Consider the following 16223-nt stretch of genomic DNA (forward strand, 5'->3'; position numbering starts at 1 on the left):
CCCCGGAGTCAGACGTACTCGCCCGTCTCCTCGTCTTTCCGCTCGTCGAGGTACTCGTGGGCGTCCTCGAGGATCTCTCGGGGGCCGTTCTGCGTGATCGTGTTGAGCGCCTGGTCGTAGTCGCGCCACTGCAGGTCGCGGTGCTCGTTCGAGATCTCGGCGCTCGCCTCGAACGAGCGCGCGATGAACAGGTGGACCGTCTTGTGGATGGTCTTGCCGTTCGCCTCGAACACGTAGTCGTACTCCTCGCGGAAGCCGTCGATCAGCCGGAAATCCTCGATCCCGGCCTCCTCGCCGACCTCCCGTATCGCCGTCTGCTGGAGCTCCTCGTCCCCCTCGACCCCGCCTTTGGGGAACTCCCAGTCCCCCGGCCGGCTCTTCAGGAGCAAGTACTCCCGTTCGCCGCGGGTGTCGCGGAAGAGGATGGCTCCAGCGCTTGTCGCTTCGACCGTCATTAGCGTCAGGTAAGCAACCACCCCTAAAGAGGGTGTCGGAGTCGCGAACGCACCGGGCGTTACGGCCCTCTTCGGCCGATCTGCGCGGCGTTAGACTCCGGCGCCGAGGTTTTTATACAGTGTTCTCGGCGGTGGATGTAGCGCCCGCGCTCGGTAGGTGCGTTTTTACTCCTCGGGCGACCATACTCCGGTAACCCCCAGCCATGACCTTCGTCACGAAACTCTCCTTCGCGTCCGGCGACCGCGACGTGCTCGCCGAGACCGTCCAGGAGCTCAAATCGACGCTCGAACGCAAGGGCGCCGAGTGTAAGGGCCCGCACGCCACGCCGGCCGAGACGGTTCGCGTTCCGCTTTATAAACAGCTCCGTGCCGGCGACGAGTTCTCCCCGTGGAGCTACGACGTGTACAAGCGCTCGATGGAGATCCACGGCTCGGACGACATCGCCCGCGAGGTCGTCGCCCGCGACTTCCCCGACTCGATCCACGTCGAGGTCGAGGTCGACCAGAAGAAGCCGCTCGGGCACCGTCGCGACTGAGTTTCGACCCCCGCGAAGCCGGCGACTCAGTCGTCGTCGCCGGTCGCGACGATCCGCTCGCCGGAGACGAGCCACCCGTCGTCGTTCGCGCGCTCCGCGACCTTCGGCTGGAACACCCACGCCGTGAGCGCCAGAATCGGGATCATCGACGCGCCGACGATCGCGTAGCCGACGTGGAGGTTCGGGAGGAACGCGGCGGAGAAGGCGAGCGGGTAGACGACGCCCCCGACCGTGCCGATCCCGCCGACGATCCCTGCGACCGACCCGGAGTTGTCGGGGAACATCGCCGGCACCTGCGCGAAGATCGCGCCCTCGGAGAACGCGCAGCCGACTCCCACGAGGAAGCCGGCGCCGACCGCGACGTAGATGTTCCCGGTCAGGCCGGCGAGCGTCATGCCGAACATCGACAGCACGACGAACGACAGCGTGGCGAACGTCCACTGGTTGCGGTACTGCCCCTCGAAGAAGGGGAGCAGCTCCGTCTCGTTGCGCGCCACGCGGTCGCTGACGTACCCGCCGATGGGGCGTAAGAGCCCGGCGGCGACCGAGAAGGAGGCGGCGAACGTCGCCGCGATGACCACGTCGCCCTGGCCGAACGCCTCGCGGTAGTAGGTCCCAAGCCAGCCGTTCATCGCGAGTTCGAGCCCGAACGTCATCACGTACGCCACGGAGAGGACGACGGCGCCGTAGCGGGTGGCGATGAACCGCCACTGGTCCCAGCTCACGCCCGCCTTCGTCGCCTCCCGCTTCGCCTCGCTCTTCGCGGCCGCCCCGAAGACGTAGTAGACGGTCCCGAGCAGCACGGCGAGCACGCCCGTGTAGAAGAACGCCGCCCGCCAGTTCGACGAGGTGGCGAGGAACGCGGAGCCGAAGATCGGGTCCGCGTAGGCCTCCCCGAAGATCCGCGGGAGCGTGAAGTACGCCCCCAGTCCCGCCCCGGCGTTGCCGATCCCGGCGAAGATCCCCTCGGCGGTGCCGAGGTTCTCCTCCTCGAACCACTCGGCGACGTGCTGGATCCCGATGACGAACGTGATCCCCGACAGCGACGCGACGATCCGCGACCCGATGAACACCTCGTACGTCTGGGAGAACGCGCTGACGATCGCGAACGTCCCGACGGTCACGAGCGTGACGCCGCCCGTGACGTTCGCCCCGAACCGGTCGGTCAGCGGTCCGATGACGATCCGACCGAGCGGGACAGCGATCACCGCCGCGCTCGCCACGATCCCGAGCTGTTGGACCGAGAGGCCGAACTCCTCGGCGATGCCGCCGGTGAACGGCGCGAACGAGAACCAGATCACGAACCCGAGGTTGAACATTGCCGTCGCGAGGATGAGGTTCCGGTACTTCCCGTACAGCAGGTCGGTCGCTTTCACCGCGAGTCACCTCCGGTCGAACGGTCCAAGGTACCGGCACGCTCGCCGGACACGATCGCCCGATCGACCGAGCCCTCGCCCCGGAGGACACCGCGCGACGAGAGTTCGACCGAAACGGAACCCGGATCGCACACCAATTGCGGATTGAATTGGGTGAACATGGTATTTCGTACAAGGTAACAACACATACCAGATATTAATAAACGAATCGGTTGACAAATAATTATTTTTAGGACTGCGTGCTGTACCATTCCCAAGAAGCGCGCTTACAGGGAATTATTCTCTTAGACGAAAATGAAATTAAAAAATCCGAACGTTATTCACATATTCTCGGAAGAACGAATCTACCTCGGACCGCTCGCTGATCTGTTTTAGTTCTTTAATCGCGATTGCATGTGAACACGACCCACGGACACGCCGGTCGACGGTGGGAGGCCCGGTCGTCAGACGAGCGTTTCGACTCGGCTCGTCACGGACGGCGCCAGGCATGGAGGTAAGAGACGACGCGAACGGGTAGCAAAACGCGATCGGCGGCGGGCGAGCCCGGTCAGGGGTGGGAGCCGGTCCCGTTCGGCTGGCCCGAACCGCCGACGATCTCGGCGGCCGTGCGGTCGGGGGCCCGCAGCGCGACCGCGCACTGCTTGAGGTTCGGCTCGGCCGAGTCGGGGTCCGCGGCGGACAGCGTGAGCCGGTTCGTCGCCGGGTTGTGGACCGGGAGCCAGACGAGCCCCGGCGGCACGTCCGCGTCGGGGGCGACCCGGACGGTCACCGCGGAGCGACGGGACTCGATCACCGTCTCGCCCCGGTCGAACGCCCGAAGGTTGTCGGCGATCGTCTCGGGGTGCATCCGCGCGGCCGTCGCGCTCTCGTCGTCGCCGTCGGGCCGGGTCCGGACCCCGGTGTTGTACGCGTCCGGACGCCGACCGGTGGTGAGCGTGAGCGGGTACGCCTCGTCGATCGGCTCCGGGATCCCCCCGTGGGACGCGTTCGAGAACCGCGCTCGGCCCGAGTCGGTCGGGAACGACCACGGGCCGTCGCCGTCGGGGACGCCGGCGGCCGCGCCGCCGACGCCCCCCGCGTCGCCGTCGTCCTCGGAGCCCCCGGCGTAGTACCGGTACCCGCCTTCGGCGGTCTCGTCCGAGGCCGGCCACCGGACGGCCAGGTCCTCGGAGAGCCGCCCGTAGGAGATCCCGGAGAGGTCGGCCGTCGTGCCGCGCGTCAGGGCGGCGACCTCGTCGAACAGCGCCTCCGGGTCGAGGCGCGTCGACTCGAACAGCTCGGGGACGATGCGGTCGGCGACGGCGCCGATGATGTCCACGTCCTGTCGAACGCCGTCCGGCGGCTCTCGGGCGGCCGTGACCCGCGAGACCCGGCGTTCCATGTTCATCACCGTCCCCTCGGACTCGCCCCACGTCGCCGCCGGCAACACCACGTCCGCCAGCTCGACGGTGTCGGAGCGGAACGCGTCCTGGACGATCAGGAACGCGTCCTCGAGCGCGCTCTCGACGTGGTTGGCGTCGGGCATCCCCGCGGCCGGGTTCGTCGCCACCGTCCAGCAGACGTCGACGTTGTCGCGCGCCAGCTCGTCGATGATCCGCACGAACCCCGGGCCGGACGAGTCGGGGAGCCGGCTCAGGGGAACGTCCCAGGCGTTCGCGATCGCCTTGCGGTGCGCCGTGTCGCCGAACGGTCTGTACCCCGGCCACGACGACTTCGACGCGCAGACGCGGTTCCCCATCGAGTTCGCCTGTCCGGTCAGCGAGAAGGGGCCGCTGCCGGGCCCGAGGTTTCCGGTGGCCAGACAGAGGTCGATCAGCGAGCGGGCGGCTCCGGTCCCCTGCACGCTCTGGTTGACGCCCATCCCCCAGTAGACGAGGGTCCGAGCGTCGAACGCCGCGGCCAGCTCGGAGATCCGATCGACGGAGACGCCGGCGGTCTCGGCCGCGACGTCGACGTCGGGCAGCGATCCGACCACGGCCTCGAACCCCTCGGTGTGTCGCTCGACGAACTCCCGATCGACGAGGTCGTCGTCGACGGCCCGCGCGAGCACGGCCCGCGCCAGCGCCAGATCGGTCCCCGGCTCAGGGCGGACGTGCAGGTCGGCGTCGGCCGCCGTCTCGCTCTCGACGGGGTCGACGACGATCAGCTCGCCGCCGTCGTCGCTCGCGCTGTCGGCGATCCGGCGATACAGCACGGGATGGGCGATTTTCGGGTTCGCGCCCCAGATCACGTGGGTCTCGGCGTCGGGAACGTCCTCGTAGGTCGGCGGCGGCGCGTCGCTCCCGAACGCCTGCATGTACGCCTGCACCGCCGAGGCCATACAGAGGGTGGTGTTGGCGTCGTAGTGGCGGGTGCCGAAGCCGCCGCGCGCCAGCTTCCCCAGCGCGTACGCCGCCTCGTTCGTCTGCTGCCCGCTCCCCAACACCGCGACGTTGTCGTTGCCGTTCCTGAGCGCCTCGATGATCCGCACCGAAACGGTTCCGAGAACGGTGTCCCAGTCGGTCGGCCGGAGCGTCCCGCCGCGCCGGATCAGCGGCTGGGTCAGTCGTTCGCCGCTCGGATCGACCGTCTCGCGGACCCCGCGGCTGCAGGTCTCGCCCCCGTTCGTCGGGTGGTCGTCGTCGCCGCGAACCTCGACGAGATCCCCGCCGTCGCCGGCGCGCTGTCGGTAGCCGCAGCCGACCGCGCATCGCATACAGGTCGTCGGCTTACGATCAGTCATTGGCGGGTACGCTGCGTGATCGTCTCGATCGAGCAGGTGTTAACGGACATTCGTGTGCTGTTCTCGGATCGGTCTGGCTCTCCGTTTCCCCTCATCCGGGATAATTCTTTTTTCGCATGAACAACCGTGTAGTATACTGTCGCCGGGCGCTCGGCGCCGGCCCGGTAACCCGGCCCGACGGGGCGACCGAACGCCGGCTGAATGGCGACGGGTCGGCCATCAGTCGTCCGTCGCGGCGGGTTCGCCGTCCACGGTGGGCTGCCCCTCGTGGACCAACGGGTTCGACCGTTGCGGAGCTCGGACGTCGACCGCGCACTGCTTGAGGTTCGGCTCGTCGGACTCGGGATCGACGACCGGGAGCGTGAGGGCGTTCACGGCCGGGTGGTGGATCGGCAGCCACACCACTCCCTTCGGCACGCCGTCGTCCGGGTTGACCGCGATCGTCGCCGACCCCCGCCGCGACGAGACGACCGTCGTCCCCCGGTCGAACGCCTCGATATACTCCAGCGTCGTCTCCGGATGGATCCGCGCCGTCGGGGGCGCGTCGGTCTCGGCGCCGCGGCTCCGGACGCCGGTGTTGTACGCGTCGGCCTGGCGACCGGTCGTCAGCGTCAGCGGGAACTCGTCGTCGGTCGGCTCGGCGAGGCCGTCGTGGGTCCCGGTCGAGAAGCGCGCGCGACCCGACGGCGTGGGAAACTCCCAACCGTCCTCCTCGACGTAGCGGTAGCCGCCCTCCTCGTCCGGCGACGGGGCGGGCCACCGGACCGCGAGCTCCGCCTCCAGCCGGTCGTACGAGATCCCCGACAGGTCCGCGGCCGTCCCCGCCGTCAGCTCGCGCAGCTCGTCGAACACCGACTCCGGCGAGACCGCGTGCCGCGGGAACAGCTCCCCGTCGATCGCGGCGCCGATCGCGACGATGATGTCGAGGTCCTGTTTGATCTTTGGGGAGGTCTCCGTGGCGGCGCGGACCCGCGAGATCCGCCGTTCCATGTTGGTGGCGGTCCCCTCGGACTCGCCCCACGTCGCCGCCGGCAACACCACGTCCGCCAGCTCGACGGTCTCGGTCCGGAAGGCGTCCTGCGCGACGAGGAAGGTGTCCTCGAGGGCGCTCTCGACCTCGCTCGCGTCCGGCATCCCCGCGACCGGATTCGTCGCCACCGTCCAGCACACCTCGGGCGGCCCGTCCGCGACGGCGTCGACGATGCCGACCGGTCCCGGCCCCGGGTCGTCCGGGAGTCGCTCCCGGGGGATTCCCCACGCGTCCGCGATGAACCGCCGCTGTTCCGGATCGGTGAACTCGCGCTGGCCGGGCCACGTCCCCTTCGACGAGCAGACGCGGGTCCCCATCGAGTTCGCCTGTCCGGTCAGCGAGAAGGGGCCGCTCCCGGGCCGGAGGTTCCCCGTCGCGAGACAGAGGTCGATGAGCGCCCGCGATGTCGCGGTCCCCTGCACGCTCTGGTTGACGCCCATCCCCCAGTACACCAGCGTCGGGTCCGTGAGGGCGTCGGCGACGCGCTCGACCGTCTCGACCGTGACGCCGGCGGCCTCGGCCGCCTCCCGCACCGGCGGCAGCGAGTCGACCGTCGCCTCGAACCCGGTCGTCGCCTCGGCGACGAACTCGCGGTCGACGCCGCCGTCGGCGACGACCTGCGCCAACACCGCCCGGGCGAACGCCAGGTCGGTTCCGGGGTCGACCTGCGCGTGCAGGTCGGCGTCGTCGACGGTCTCGCTCTCGACGGGGTCGACGACGATCAGCTCGCTGTCGTCGTCGCTCGCGCTGTCGGCGATCCACCGGTACATCACCGGATGCGCCACCGCGGGGTTCGCGCCCCAGATCACGTGGGTCCGGGCGTCGGGGATGTCCTCGTACGTCGGCGGCGGCGCGTCGCTCCCGAACGCCTGGTAGTAGGCGGTGACGGCCGACGCCATACAGAGGGTGGTGTTGGCGTCGTAGTAGCGGGTGCCGAAGCCGCCGCGCGCCAGCTTCCCCAGCGCGTACGCCGCCTCGTTCGTCTGCTGCCCGCTCCCCAACACCGCGACGCCGTCACGCGATTCGGCGAGCGCGTCCTCGATGTGCTCGACGACGGTGCCGATCGCCGTCTCCCAGCTGGTGGGGACGAGGGTGCCGTCCTCCCTGATAAGCGGTCGCGTCAGCCAGTCCCCGTCGGGGTCCGCGGTCTCGCTGACCCCGCGGTGACAGGCGAGGCCGCGGTTGACCGGATGCGACGCGTCGCCGCGGACGGTGTCGAGCCCGTAGTTGTTGGTGTACCCCTGCTGGAGGTGCCCGCAGCCGACCGCACACCGCATACACGTCGTCGGCGTCCACTCGCTCATCGGCGGTGCGACTCCGCTGTGGTGATTCCGCGCCGCGCCGAAGCGGCCGATCCGCCGGCGGTTCCGATCCGTGACCGGTCCGAAATAGGTGGCCCGCACACGTAGTGTGGCATCAGTTGCTTTCTGAATACTACATACCTGATTACCAGTATAACTGTTTTGGTATGGATAAATTAGCGGTGTTTCAAAAAAGAACGGCTAGTTATTCGGTTTATTTCTAAATAAACACGCACACGCTCGTGCGAGCGAGTGTCGGACGCACACGCGGTGCCAGGCGCCAGCACACGCGAGGCGGGGCTATCCCGATCGATCCCCGCCTCGATCGAGATCGAGGCACTCCTCTCGAACGGGCTCCCACCCCGGACAGCTTCCCACCTCGAAGGGCGCCCGTCCCCGACGAACGACCCTCGCCGCGAACGCGGCCCGCGAGATCGACACCGACCTCGACAAGTTCGCCCGATCCGCACCTCCGAACCGGGCCGAGGCAACCTCGATCCGAGTCGATCCGCGGCCGGATTTGCATTCGTGAATTTCTGTCTGCCTTCGCTACCGCATATATAATTTCTCTCCTTAGAGATGGAAATATATCTCGCTCTGGCGGCCGTCTTTTCGATCGCTCCGTTATCAGCCTTATTTTGTGATTTTATAAAAGCCGAACTATTTTATGGTGTCCTATAAATTTCTAACCGAGATGACCCACCATTCGGCCAATATAGATGCGAAACGGTTCCGGACCAACGAGGAGGTCGATCGCTGATGGCCAACAAAAAGGAGGACTGGAAATCCGAGATGTACGGCGACGAAGTGCGGGAGAAGCTCTTGGAGTTCGCAGAGACCGGGTTCGAGTCGATCCCGGAAGACGAGCGCGAGAAGTGGTTCACCCGGTTCAAGTTCTGGGGGGTGTTCCACCAGCGCTCGGGCCAGGAGGGGTACTTCATGATGCGGCTGACGAACGCCAACGGGATCTTAGAGCCCGGGCAGCTCCGCGCGATCGCCGAGGTCGCCCGCGACTACGCGTCGGGGCCGGTGTCGAACCCCGAGTTCGGCGACGGGTGGATCGACCTGACGACGCGGCAGTCGATCCAGCTTCACTGGATCAAGCTCGAGGACATCCCGGAGATCTGGGAGAAACTGGAGTCGGTCGGCGTGACCACCCGGTCGTCCGGCGGCGACACGATGCGGAACATCTCCGGCAGCCCGGTCGCCGGCAAGGACGCCGACGAGGTGATCGACACGCTCCCGCTGCTCGAACGGTTCCAGGAGGAGATCCGCGGCGACGACGCCCTCAGCAACATGCCCCGGAAGTTCAATATCAGCATCTCCGGGACCCCCGAGGGCGGCGCGCAGGACGCGATCAACGACATCGGCCTCGAACCCGCCGAAAAGGAGATCGACAGCGTCGAGGGAACCTCGACGGGCAGCCGGACGGAGTCCGGCGACGGCGAGGAGACGCTCGGCTTCAACGTGCGCGTCGGCGGCGGGCTCGGCGGTCGCGAGCCGCGGGTCGCTCGCCCGCTCGACGTGTTCGTGACCCCGGACGAGGCGTACGAGGTCGTCCGCGGCTTCGTCGAGCTGTACCACGACCACGGCGACCGGCAGGTCCGCGCGAAGAACCGCTCGCGCTTCTTCGTCGACGAGCACGGCACCGAGTGGATCCGCGACCTGCTCGAGGAGGAGTACGTCGACGCCGACCTACGGACCGCCGGCGAGGACATCCGCAACGAGTACACGTACAACGCCGGAGCGACCGACGACGACGGGAAGAAGGACTTCACCGGCGTCCACGAGCAGGGCGACGGGCGGCGGTACGTGGGCCTGAGCGTCCCCGTCGGTCGGCTGCCGGCCGAGGAGGCGATCGAGCTCGCCGACCTCGCCGACGAGTACGGGTCGGGCGAAGTCCGGCTCACCCGCCGGCAGAACCCCATCATCGTCGATGTCGAGCCCGACGACGTCGACGACCTCCTCGCGGAGCCGCTGCTCGCGAAGCACCGCCCCGAGCCGAACCCGTTCGTCCGCGGCGCGATGGCCTGTACCGGCACCGAGTTCTGCTCGATCGCGCTCGTCGAGACCAAGACCCGGATGGCGACGATGCTCCGCTGGTTCCGGGAGAACGTCGACCTGCCGGCGGACGTCGACCAGCTGAAGATCCACTTCTCCGGCTGTACCGCCGACTGCGGCCAGGCAAACACGGCGGACATCGGCCTGCTCGGCATGCGGGCGCGGAAGGACGGCGAGATGGTCGAGGCGGTCGACATCGGCGTCGGCGGCGGCATGGGCGAGGAGCCCTCGTTCGTCGACTACGTCCAACAGCGGGTGCCCGCCGACGAGGCCCCCGGCGCGATCCGCAACCTGATCGAGGCGTTCGCGGAGCGCCGCGAGCCGGGACAGACGTTCCGCGAGTGGGCGGACGCGACCGACAACGAGACGCTCGCGGCGCTGTGCGAGCCCGAGGAGACCGACTACGCGGACCCGACGCTCACCGACGCGAAGCAGTCGTGGTACCCGTTCGCCGAGGACGGCACGACGGCCGCGAATCCGGGGGTGGCCTCGTCGGATGACTGATCACGCGATCGGTCCGAGGACGGACGACGCCGCGACCGCAACCGAGGAGCCGACGACCGGTACCGAGGACCCCGCAGGGGACCGCGCCCAACACGCGTCGGCTGACGTCGCGCCGGAGCTGTTCGGCTGGTAACTCGGGGACGACGCGACCGTAAATCCACTTCTGTTCAATAGATGTACGACGAAATTCTGTTCCCGACCGACGGCAGCGAGGCATCGAAGCGGACGTTCCCCCACGCGGTGAGTCAGGCGGAGGCCTTCGACGCGCGGGTCCACGTCCTCTACGTCGTGAACACGACGTACGCCGGCGTCGGCGCCGGCGGCAGCAAGAACGTCAACTCCCTCCGCGCCGAGGGCGAGGAGGTGATAGAGGAGTTCGAACGGCGGCTGAGCGACGAGGACATAGAGGTGGTCACGCGGATCGAAGATGGTGACCCCCACGCGAAGATCACCGAGTACGCCGACAGCGAGACCGACATGATCGTCATGGGGACCCGGGGACGCAGCGGGATCGAGAAGTACCTGCTCGGCAGCGTCGCCGAGAAGGTCGTCCGGACCGCCGACGTGCCCGTGTTCACGGTGCGAACGCCCGAGTAGTTCCGGACGCCCGAGTAGTTCGGGGCCGCCGTTTCTCACGCCGGCCGGAAGGCCCATGTCGCTTCCCACCATCCGGCCGGGCATGAACGAGCGGATCACGTCGGTGACCGCGTACACCACGCTGGACCTCGTCGACGGGGCGGCCGTCGGCTACGACTGGACCGAGGAGGGCCCAGGCGTGTTGAACGTCACCGCATCGGACGGCGATTCCGACCGCGTCGAACTGCAGTTCGAACTCGACGGCCTCGATATCGATCGCCTTCCGAACCACGCCGACAGGGTCGACCTCACGCCCGAGCAGGCCCGGACGGTCGCGGCCGCGCTGACGCGGTACGCAGACCGGGTGGAGGAGGGCGAGGACGACTGAGAGGCCGACCTCGGAGCGGGGAGCGCGAAACGAGCGAGTCGCACCGTCACGCGATCGTTTAAGCCCGATCGCGGCCTCCCACCGGTATGAGCGCTCTCGACGACGCGTACCGCGCGTTCCGCCGCGACCTGCACCGCCACCCCGAGCCCGCGTGGCGCGAGTTCTACACCACCGCCCGGATCGTGGAGGAACTCCGCGAGCGCGACCTCACGGAGCTACACGTCGGCCCGGACGCGCTGGCGACCGACGACCGCATGAACGTCCCCGACGACGAGGAGCTCGCGGAGTGGGAACAGCGCGCACTCGATGCGGGCGCGGACCCCGAGATCGTCGACCGGCTCTCCGGAGGGTACACCGGCTGCGTCGCGGTCGCCGAACGCGGGCCCGGTCCCGTGATCGGGCTTCGCGTCGACATCGACGCGCTCCCGGTGACCGAGTCCGCGGACGCCGACCACGTCCCCGCCGCCGAGGGGTTCCGGTCGGAGCGCGAGGGGTACATGCACGCGTGCGGCCACGACGCGCACGCGACGATGGGGCTCGGGATCCTCGACGCGGTGCTCGACTCCGATTTCTCCGGCACGCTCAAGGTGTTCTTCCAGCCGGGCGAAGAGCAGGTCGCGGGCGGCAAGCCGATGGCGGAGTCGGGACACCTCGACGACGTGGACTACCTCTACGCGGTCCACGTCGGCTTAGATCACCCCTCCGGCGAGGTCGTCTGCGGCGTCGACGGGTTCCTCGCCGTGCGCCACTTCCTCGCGGAGTTCACCGGGGAGCCGGCCCACGCGGGGGCGCGTCCCGAGCAGGGCCGGAACGCGGTGCAGGCGATGGCCGCGGCGGTCCAGAACCTCTACGCGATCCCCCGGCACGCCGACGGCCCGACCCGGGTGAACGCCGGGATCGTCGGCGGGGGGACCGCGACGAACGTCATCCCCGAGGAGTCGCTCATCGAGGGCGAACTCCGCGGCGCGACGACTGAGCTCGCCGAGTACATGTCCGATCACGCCGACCGAGTCTTAGAGTCGGCCGCCGGGATGCACGACTGCGAGGTCGCGGTCTCCACGAAGGGAGAGGCGCCCAGCGCGACGAGCGACGACGCGCTCGCCGGGATCGTCAGCGAGGTCGCAAGCGGAGTGGAGGGGGTCACGGAGATCGTCGACAGCGCCGACTTGGGCGGGTCCGAGGACGCGACGTACCTGATGCAGTCGGTCCAGAAGCGCGGCGGCCTCGCCTGCTACGTCGGCGTCGGCACCGACCACCCCGGCGGCCACCACACGAGCACGTTCGACGTGGTCGAGGGCGACATCGCGGTCGGGATCGACGTGCTCGCGGGCGCGATTCGCCGGGTCGCCGAGACGCGGCCCTGACGGCGAAGAGGAGCGGCGAGAAGCGAATATTGTTTTCAGCTGTGAATTGAGTGAATTAGCTGGTCAAAAAAGAGTGCGCATGTATCTCTGTGATCTCTATTAACCCAAAAAGTCACCATATACACCTATTCTAAATGATAATATTAATATAGTAGGATGAGACACTCGCACTATATAGCAGCTATGTCTCAAAGAACTATCAGATCACAAATTAAAGATCTGAAGAGGAGGATCGCGGGTTCAACCAGTGGGGTTGAGCATCTCGATATCATAGAAAAAGGTCTGCTCCATGATGATGTCGGTGTCCGGCACGATGCCGCAGACATCTTGATAAGTATGTCTGGAGATTACCCAAATCAGCTCCGTAATCTCGTACCACAAATCAGCTCACGGCTCGATGATGAGGATGCGGGTGTTCGAGCACAAGCGATCGCTATCGTGTATAATCTTGCGCGATGGTACCCACAGGCATTCGGGCACACGACCGAACTGCTACAGTACAGTGTCAGAGATGGAGCCACCGAAGAGGAGCGAGCTATCGCCGTTGGTGCTCTCTCTCGTATCGCATTACATCGACCGGATCTGATCGCCTCACAAGCGACTTCAGGGGAAGCGATCAACGAGAGTCTCACTAGGTACATGGATGGCCCCGATGCCCGGAGCCATCTCAACGAGGTGAACGTCGATCCCGATCGAGTACAAGATGCACTTTCTGTTCTAAGCGGTGGTGACATGTCAAGCCGACCGCTAGAGAGTGACCTCTCACCGGTACCCCTTTCGACGGGATTGAGCAAACCCGCTCGAGTCGGGTTCAAATGGATATTCAGAGGCTTTATTCTCCCGCTATTCAGCCTCATCGCGTTGTTGAACGCACTCCGATTTTCGTACCGATTTCGGCACCGAACAATGGGCGGACGGGCGCGTATTCTGTTTACTCAGCTTCGAAAATGGAAGTTTTTGATCAACAGTAATCGGCGAACGCTGTATCTCCGAGCATCAATGTGGCCGACAGCGACACAGATATTTCCATTTCTTCCCGGTCGCGCGCCGGTAGAGGCAGATCGACAGCAACAGACCGGACCGCTCCCGGATGACTGGCATATCCGAGCGGGGTTCGTGCGAGAACGAGACGGATACTACTGTCGGAACTGCGGGGCCGGAGGCGGTCCAAATGGAAACGCCGAACTTCACGTCGATCATCAGATTCCGCGAAGCGTCGGTGGCGGTAACGAGCCCGAAAACCTTCGGACGCTCTGCCGAGACTGTCACGAAGCTCGCCACGCACGGCTGTTTGCATCATGAATTACTACGAGATCATTGGCGTCAGTGAGGACGCTACGCAAGAGGAAATCGAAGAGGCATACCGTCATCAAGTAAAAGTGACGCATCCGGACCAATCCGATCATCCGAATGCCGTCCAACTATTCAAGCGACTCCAACAAGCATACGACGTTCTCGGTGATCCGGAGTCACGAGATGCGTACGATTCGAACGAAGACCCACCAGATCCCTCAGAAACGATCGGTGGGTGGCGTGATAACGTTCGTGGACACGATTTAGCGGACCCAATATGGACCGTAGAGTATCCACGGACCGTGTACCCTCCCGGTCCCGAAATCACCGAATCGTCGTCGAAGAACGTTATCGGGCGGATAGTGATGGCCGTTGCCGGCGGTGTCATGGGTCTCGGAATCGGAACGATGGGACTGAGCATGATAACCGACAGCCCGTCACTTCTAAGTGGCACCCCGTTCGACGGCGCTGGTTTCATGCTCCTCGTAGTGCCTTACCTCGTGTTGTTGATCGGAGTCGAGCGGTTCACCAATACTCAGCGCAAGATCGTCGATCTCTAAACTCCCGACAAGCGTTCTACCAACCGTTCTGTAGTCGATATCGTTGGGGCACGGAGCAGTAGGTGTGACTCCCTCTGTACTACTCGATCCACCGTGTGATCGAGTCACAGTACTAACCGCATCAAATGGTTCAGAAGCCGAAACCGATCGGGACGAAGATCCGAGAACCACACGGAGAAGCAATCGGAGCCCGACTCAGTACTTCGCGTCGGCGCCGGTCGTCTCGTAGATCCGGTCCATGATCGCGTCGCGCTCGCTGGTCCAGTTCGCCATCGCGGCGGGGCTGGTCGGATACGACTCGTAGTGGCCGAGCAGCTCGTCCGCGAGCGTCTTCGTCTGGTAGAAGTTCCGGATCGTCCCCCAGTACCCGAAGCTCTTGATCGCGGCCTTCACCTTCAGCCCGAAGGACATCGAGGTCGACCCCTCGTACAGCGCCTCCGCGAGCTTCTCGCCCGGGAGCGCCGCGAGCAGCCCCATCAGGTCGTCGACGTCGACCGCGGTCGAGAGCACGTTGTACACGTCGAGGCCGGCGTATCGCCCGCCGAAGTGGTCCATGACGCGGGTGTTGTACCGCCAGAGGTTCTCCTCGCTCACGTCGCCGTCGGAGACCGCCTTCACCGCCTGCTCGCCCGCGTACTTGCCAGCGTACGCCGCGCCGGCGATGCCGCCGCCGGTGGTCGGGTTGACGTGGCCCGCGGCGTCGCCGACCGCCATGTACCCCGGCGCGACCGCCGAGTCGTACGGGCGACGGGTGGGGAGCGCGGCCCCGAGCTTGTCTTTGACCTCGGCGCCCGCGAACTCGTCGCGGTTCCGGAGGTCGCGTTTCAGCGCCTCGACGAGCTGCATCGGCTCCTCGTTCATCTGGAACCCGAGCCCGACGTTGATCTCCGTGCTCGTCCGCGGGAAGTACCAGAGGTAGCCCGCGGCGCGGTCGGTCGCCTTGAACACGAGGGCGTCGTCCCACTCGACCGGCTCCGGCACCTCGACGATCTCGCGGTACGCCGAGCAGAACTGCGAGTACCGGACGTTGGTGTCGAACGTCGTCCCCTCGAAGTCCGCCTTGTCCTGTAACAGCGACAGCGCCCCGGCGCCGTCGATGACGATGTCCGCCTCGTAGGTGACCGGGTCGCCCTTGCGCTTTGCGCGCAGTCCCGTGACCCGACCGCCGTCGGTCTGGATCACGTCGTTGATCACGGTGTCGTAGTGGAAGTCGACCCCGGCGTCCTCGGCGCCCGAGATGATCTGTCGCCCGTACTCCCACCGGTCGATGACGGCGAGCTCGCCCGGAACGGGAATTTCGAGGACCGTGTCCTCCTGCGGGATCTCGAAGCGACCGTGGTCGACGCCCGTGTTCGTGAACGCCGGCTCCAGCCGGTCTTTCGGGATGGCCTCCGGGAAGGCGTCGGCGCCCTTCAGCGCGTCCCCGCAGGCGATGTGGCCGGCCTCCTCCGCGTCCTTCCGCTCGACGATGACGACGTCGAGCCCCTCGTTCGCGATCGTCGCGGCCGCGTAACAGCCGGCGGTCCCGGCGCCCGCCACGACGACGTCGTACTCGTCGATGCTCATACCACGTGCGTGGTCGCCCCTGTGGCAAAACTCTTTGTTCCCGATTCGGTCGCTTTCGGACCGACACGTGCGACCCGGACCGCCGATCGGCGACGCCCCATCGGCCCCCGTTCGGGGCCCGTTTTAATTCGGTCGAGGCCGTGAGACCCCGTATGACGGGGCTCGACCACGTCGACACGGACCGCCTCCGAGAGTGGCTCTCTGAGGTTCGCCGGGGAGAGACCGTGGCCGCGCTGATGCTCGCCGTCGCCTACGACAAGGGGATCGGCGCGGGCGAGCTGGCCTCCTGGTACGGGCGGTCGCCCGAGTCGGTCGAGGAGACGATTGCCGCCGTCGACTCGCCCGACCACGTCGCCGAGATCGCCCGGCTCGAAGGGGTCGACGTGGACGCGGTCGACGTCTCGTTCGCCGAGCTGTCGGATCGACCGGTCGGGGAGGCGGCGAGCGTGATCCGCGAGCACGCCGAGTGACCGTCCGGATCGACCGCTCGG

14 protein-coding genes are annotated in these 16223 nt (G+C 66.6%); 9 read left to right on the forward strand and 5 right to left on the reverse strand.

The features are described 5' to 3' along the window. Positions 1 to 8: 8 nt before the first annotated feature. Positions 9 to 455 (reverse strand): NUDIX domain-containing protein, encoded by a 447-nt coding sequence (locus tag JIN95_RS13310; protein ID WP_200531791.1) that lies wholly within the window; start codon positions 453 to 455, stop codon positions 9 to 11. Between the two features lie 203 nt (positions 456 to 658). On the opposite strand from JIN95_RS13310, the gene JIN95_RS13315 reads away from it, so the two are divergent. After that, positions 659 to 991: an uS10/mL48 family ribosomal protein gene (locus JIN95_RS13315; protein ID WP_200531792.1), complete on the forward strand. Its 333-nt coding sequence runs from the start codon at positions 659 to 661 to the stop codon at positions 989 to 991. A gap of 26 nt (positions 992 to 1017) precedes the next feature. Here JIN95_RS13315 and JIN95_RS13320 read toward each other — a convergent pair whose 3' ends face one another. The 3 genes from JIN95_RS13320 to nasA (JIN95_RS13330) form a co-directional block, all read right to left on the reverse strand. After that, entirely contained in the window at positions 1018 to 2367 is a 1350-nt protein-coding gene (locus JIN95_RS13320) for an MFS transporter (RefSeq protein ID WP_321169266.1), read from the reverse strand. A gap of 547 nt (positions 2368 to 2914) precedes the next feature. After that, entirely contained in the window at positions 2915 to 5089 is a 2175-nt protein-coding gene (nasA, locus tag JIN95_RS13325; protein WP_200531793.1) for an assimilatory nitrate reductase NasA, read from the reverse strand. 219 nt (positions 5090 to 5308) lie between these two features. After that, entirely contained in the window at positions 5309 to 7423 is a 2115-nt protein-coding gene (gene nasA, locus JIN95_RS13330) for an assimilatory nitrate reductase NasA (protein WP_200531794.1), read from the reverse strand. Positions 7424 to 8179: 756 nt separating this feature from the next. Here nasA (JIN95_RS13330) and JIN95_RS13335 point away from each other — a divergent pair. From JIN95_RS13335 to JIN95_RS13365, 7 genes are all read left to right on the forward strand, one after another. Beyond that, positions 8180 to 9985 carry a ferredoxin--nitrite reductase gene (locus JIN95_RS13335; protein WP_095635799.1) on the forward strand — a complete coding sequence of 602 codons (1806 nt, stop codon included), beginning with the start codon at positions 8180 to 8182 and terminating at the stop codon, positions 9983 to 9985. Continuing rightward, complete coding sequence (locus tag JIN95_RS13340) at positions 9978 to 10118, forward strand: hypothetical protein (RefSeq protein WP_158224022.1); 141 nt, start codon at positions 9978 to 9980, stop codon at positions 10116 to 10118. Before JIN95_RS13335 ends, JIN95_RS13340 begins: the two co-directional genes overlap by 8 nt. A gap of 41 nt (positions 10119 to 10159) precedes the next feature. Continuing rightward, positions 10160 to 10582, forward strand: a complete 423-nt coding sequence (locus JIN95_RS13345; RefSeq protein WP_200531795.1) for a universal stress protein — start codon at positions 10160 to 10162, stop codon at positions 10580 to 10582. Between the two features lie 82 nt (positions 10583 to 10664). Further along, positions 10665 to 10949: a DUF6360 family protein gene (locus JIN95_RS13350; protein ID WP_200531796.1), complete on the forward strand. Its 285-nt coding sequence runs from the start codon at positions 10665 to 10667 to the stop codon at positions 10947 to 10949. An 86-nt stretch (positions 10950 to 11035) separates the two neighbouring features. Then, positions 11036 to 12313: an amidohydrolase gene (locus JIN95_RS13355; protein ID WP_200531797.1), complete on the forward strand. Its 1278-nt coding sequence runs from the start codon at positions 11036 to 11038 to the stop codon at positions 12311 to 12313. 999 nt (positions 12314 to 13312) lie between these two features. Beyond that, a complete protein-coding gene (locus tag JIN95_RS13360; protein WP_200532159.1) occupies positions 13313 to 13615 on the forward strand; it encodes an HNH endonuclease in 303 nt (100 codons plus the stop codon). Further along, positions 13612 to 14166 carry a J domain-containing protein gene (locus tag JIN95_RS13365; protein ID WP_200531798.1) on the forward strand — a complete coding sequence of 185 codons (555 nt, stop codon included), beginning with the start codon at positions 13612 to 13614 and terminating at the stop codon, positions 14164 to 14166. The genes JIN95_RS13360 and JIN95_RS13365 overlap by 4 nt, the downstream gene beginning before the upstream one ends. Before the next feature lie 195 nt (positions 14167 to 14361). Here the strand turns inward: JIN95_RS13365 and JIN95_RS13370 are convergent, their stop codons facing one another. Continuing rightward, on the reverse strand, positions 14362 to 15732 hold the full coding sequence (locus tag JIN95_RS13370) for a geranylgeranyl reductase family protein (RefSeq protein ID WP_200531799.1): 1371 nt from the start codon (positions 15730 to 15732) through the stop codon (positions 14362 to 14364). A 152-nt stretch (positions 15733 to 15884) separates the two neighbouring features. Between JIN95_RS13370 and JIN95_RS13375 the strand changes: the two genes are divergently transcribed. After that, entirely contained in the window at positions 15885 to 16202 is a 318-nt protein-coding gene (locus JIN95_RS13375; protein WP_095635794.1) for a hypothetical protein, read from the forward strand. Positions 16203 to 16223 lie beyond the last annotated feature (21 nt).

This window comes from Halorubrum sp. LN27, assembly GCF_016635065.1.
GTDB lineage: Archaea > Halobacteriota > Halobacteria > Halobacteriales > Haloferacaceae > Halorubrum > Halorubrum salipaludis.

Bases quoted from the DNA above. Each gene is read 5' to 3' on its own strand.
- JIN95_RS13310 (WP_200531791.1), bottom strand. From the start codon at position 455: ATGACGGTCGAAGCGACAAGCGCTGGAGCCATCCTCTTCCGCGACACC.
- JIN95_RS13315 (WP_200531792.1), top strand. From the start codon at position 659: ATGACCTTCGTCACGAAACTCTCCTTCGCGTCCGGCGACCGCGACGTG.
- nasA (WP_200531793.1), bottom strand. From the start codon at position 5,089: ATGACTGATCGTAAGCCGACGACCTGTATGCGATGCGCGGTCGGCTGC.
- nasA (WP_200531794.1), bottom strand. From the start codon at position 7,423: ATGAGCGAGTGGACGCCGACGACGTGTATGCGGTGTGCGGTCGGCTGC.
- JIN95_RS13335 (WP_095635799.1), top strand. From the start codon at position 8,180: ATGGCCAACAAAAAGGAGGACTGGAAATCCGAGATGTACGGCGACGAA.
- JIN95_RS13340 (WP_158224022.1), top strand. From the start codon at position 9,978: ATGACTGATCACGCGATCGGTCCGAGGACGGACGACGCCGCGACCGCA.
- JIN95_RS13345 (WP_200531795.1), top strand. From the start codon at position 10,160: ATGTACGACGAAATTCTGTTCCCGACCGACGGCAGCGAGGCATCGAAG.
- JIN95_RS13350 (WP_200531796.1), top strand. From the start codon at position 10,665: ATGAACGAGCGGATCACGTCGGTGACCGCGTACACCACGCTGGACCTC.
- JIN95_RS13355 (WP_200531797.1), top strand. From the start codon at position 11,036: ATGAGCGCTCTCGACGACGCGTACCGCGCGTTCCGCCGCGACCTGCAC.
- JIN95_RS13360 (WP_200532159.1), top strand. From the start codon at position 13,313: ATGTGGCCGACAGCGACACAGATATTTCCATTTCTTCCCGGTCGCGCG.
- JIN95_RS13365 (WP_200531798.1), top strand. From the start codon at position 13,612: ATGAATTACTACGAGATCATTGGCGTCAGTGAGGACGCTACGCAAGAG.
- JIN95_RS13370 (WP_200531799.1), bottom strand. From the start codon at position 15,732: ATGAGCATCGACGAGTACGACGTCGTCGTGGCGGGCGCCGGGACCGCC.
- JIN95_RS13375 (WP_095635794.1), top strand. From the start codon at position 15,885: ATGACGGGGCTCGACCACGTCGACACGGACCGCCTCCGAGAGTGGCTC.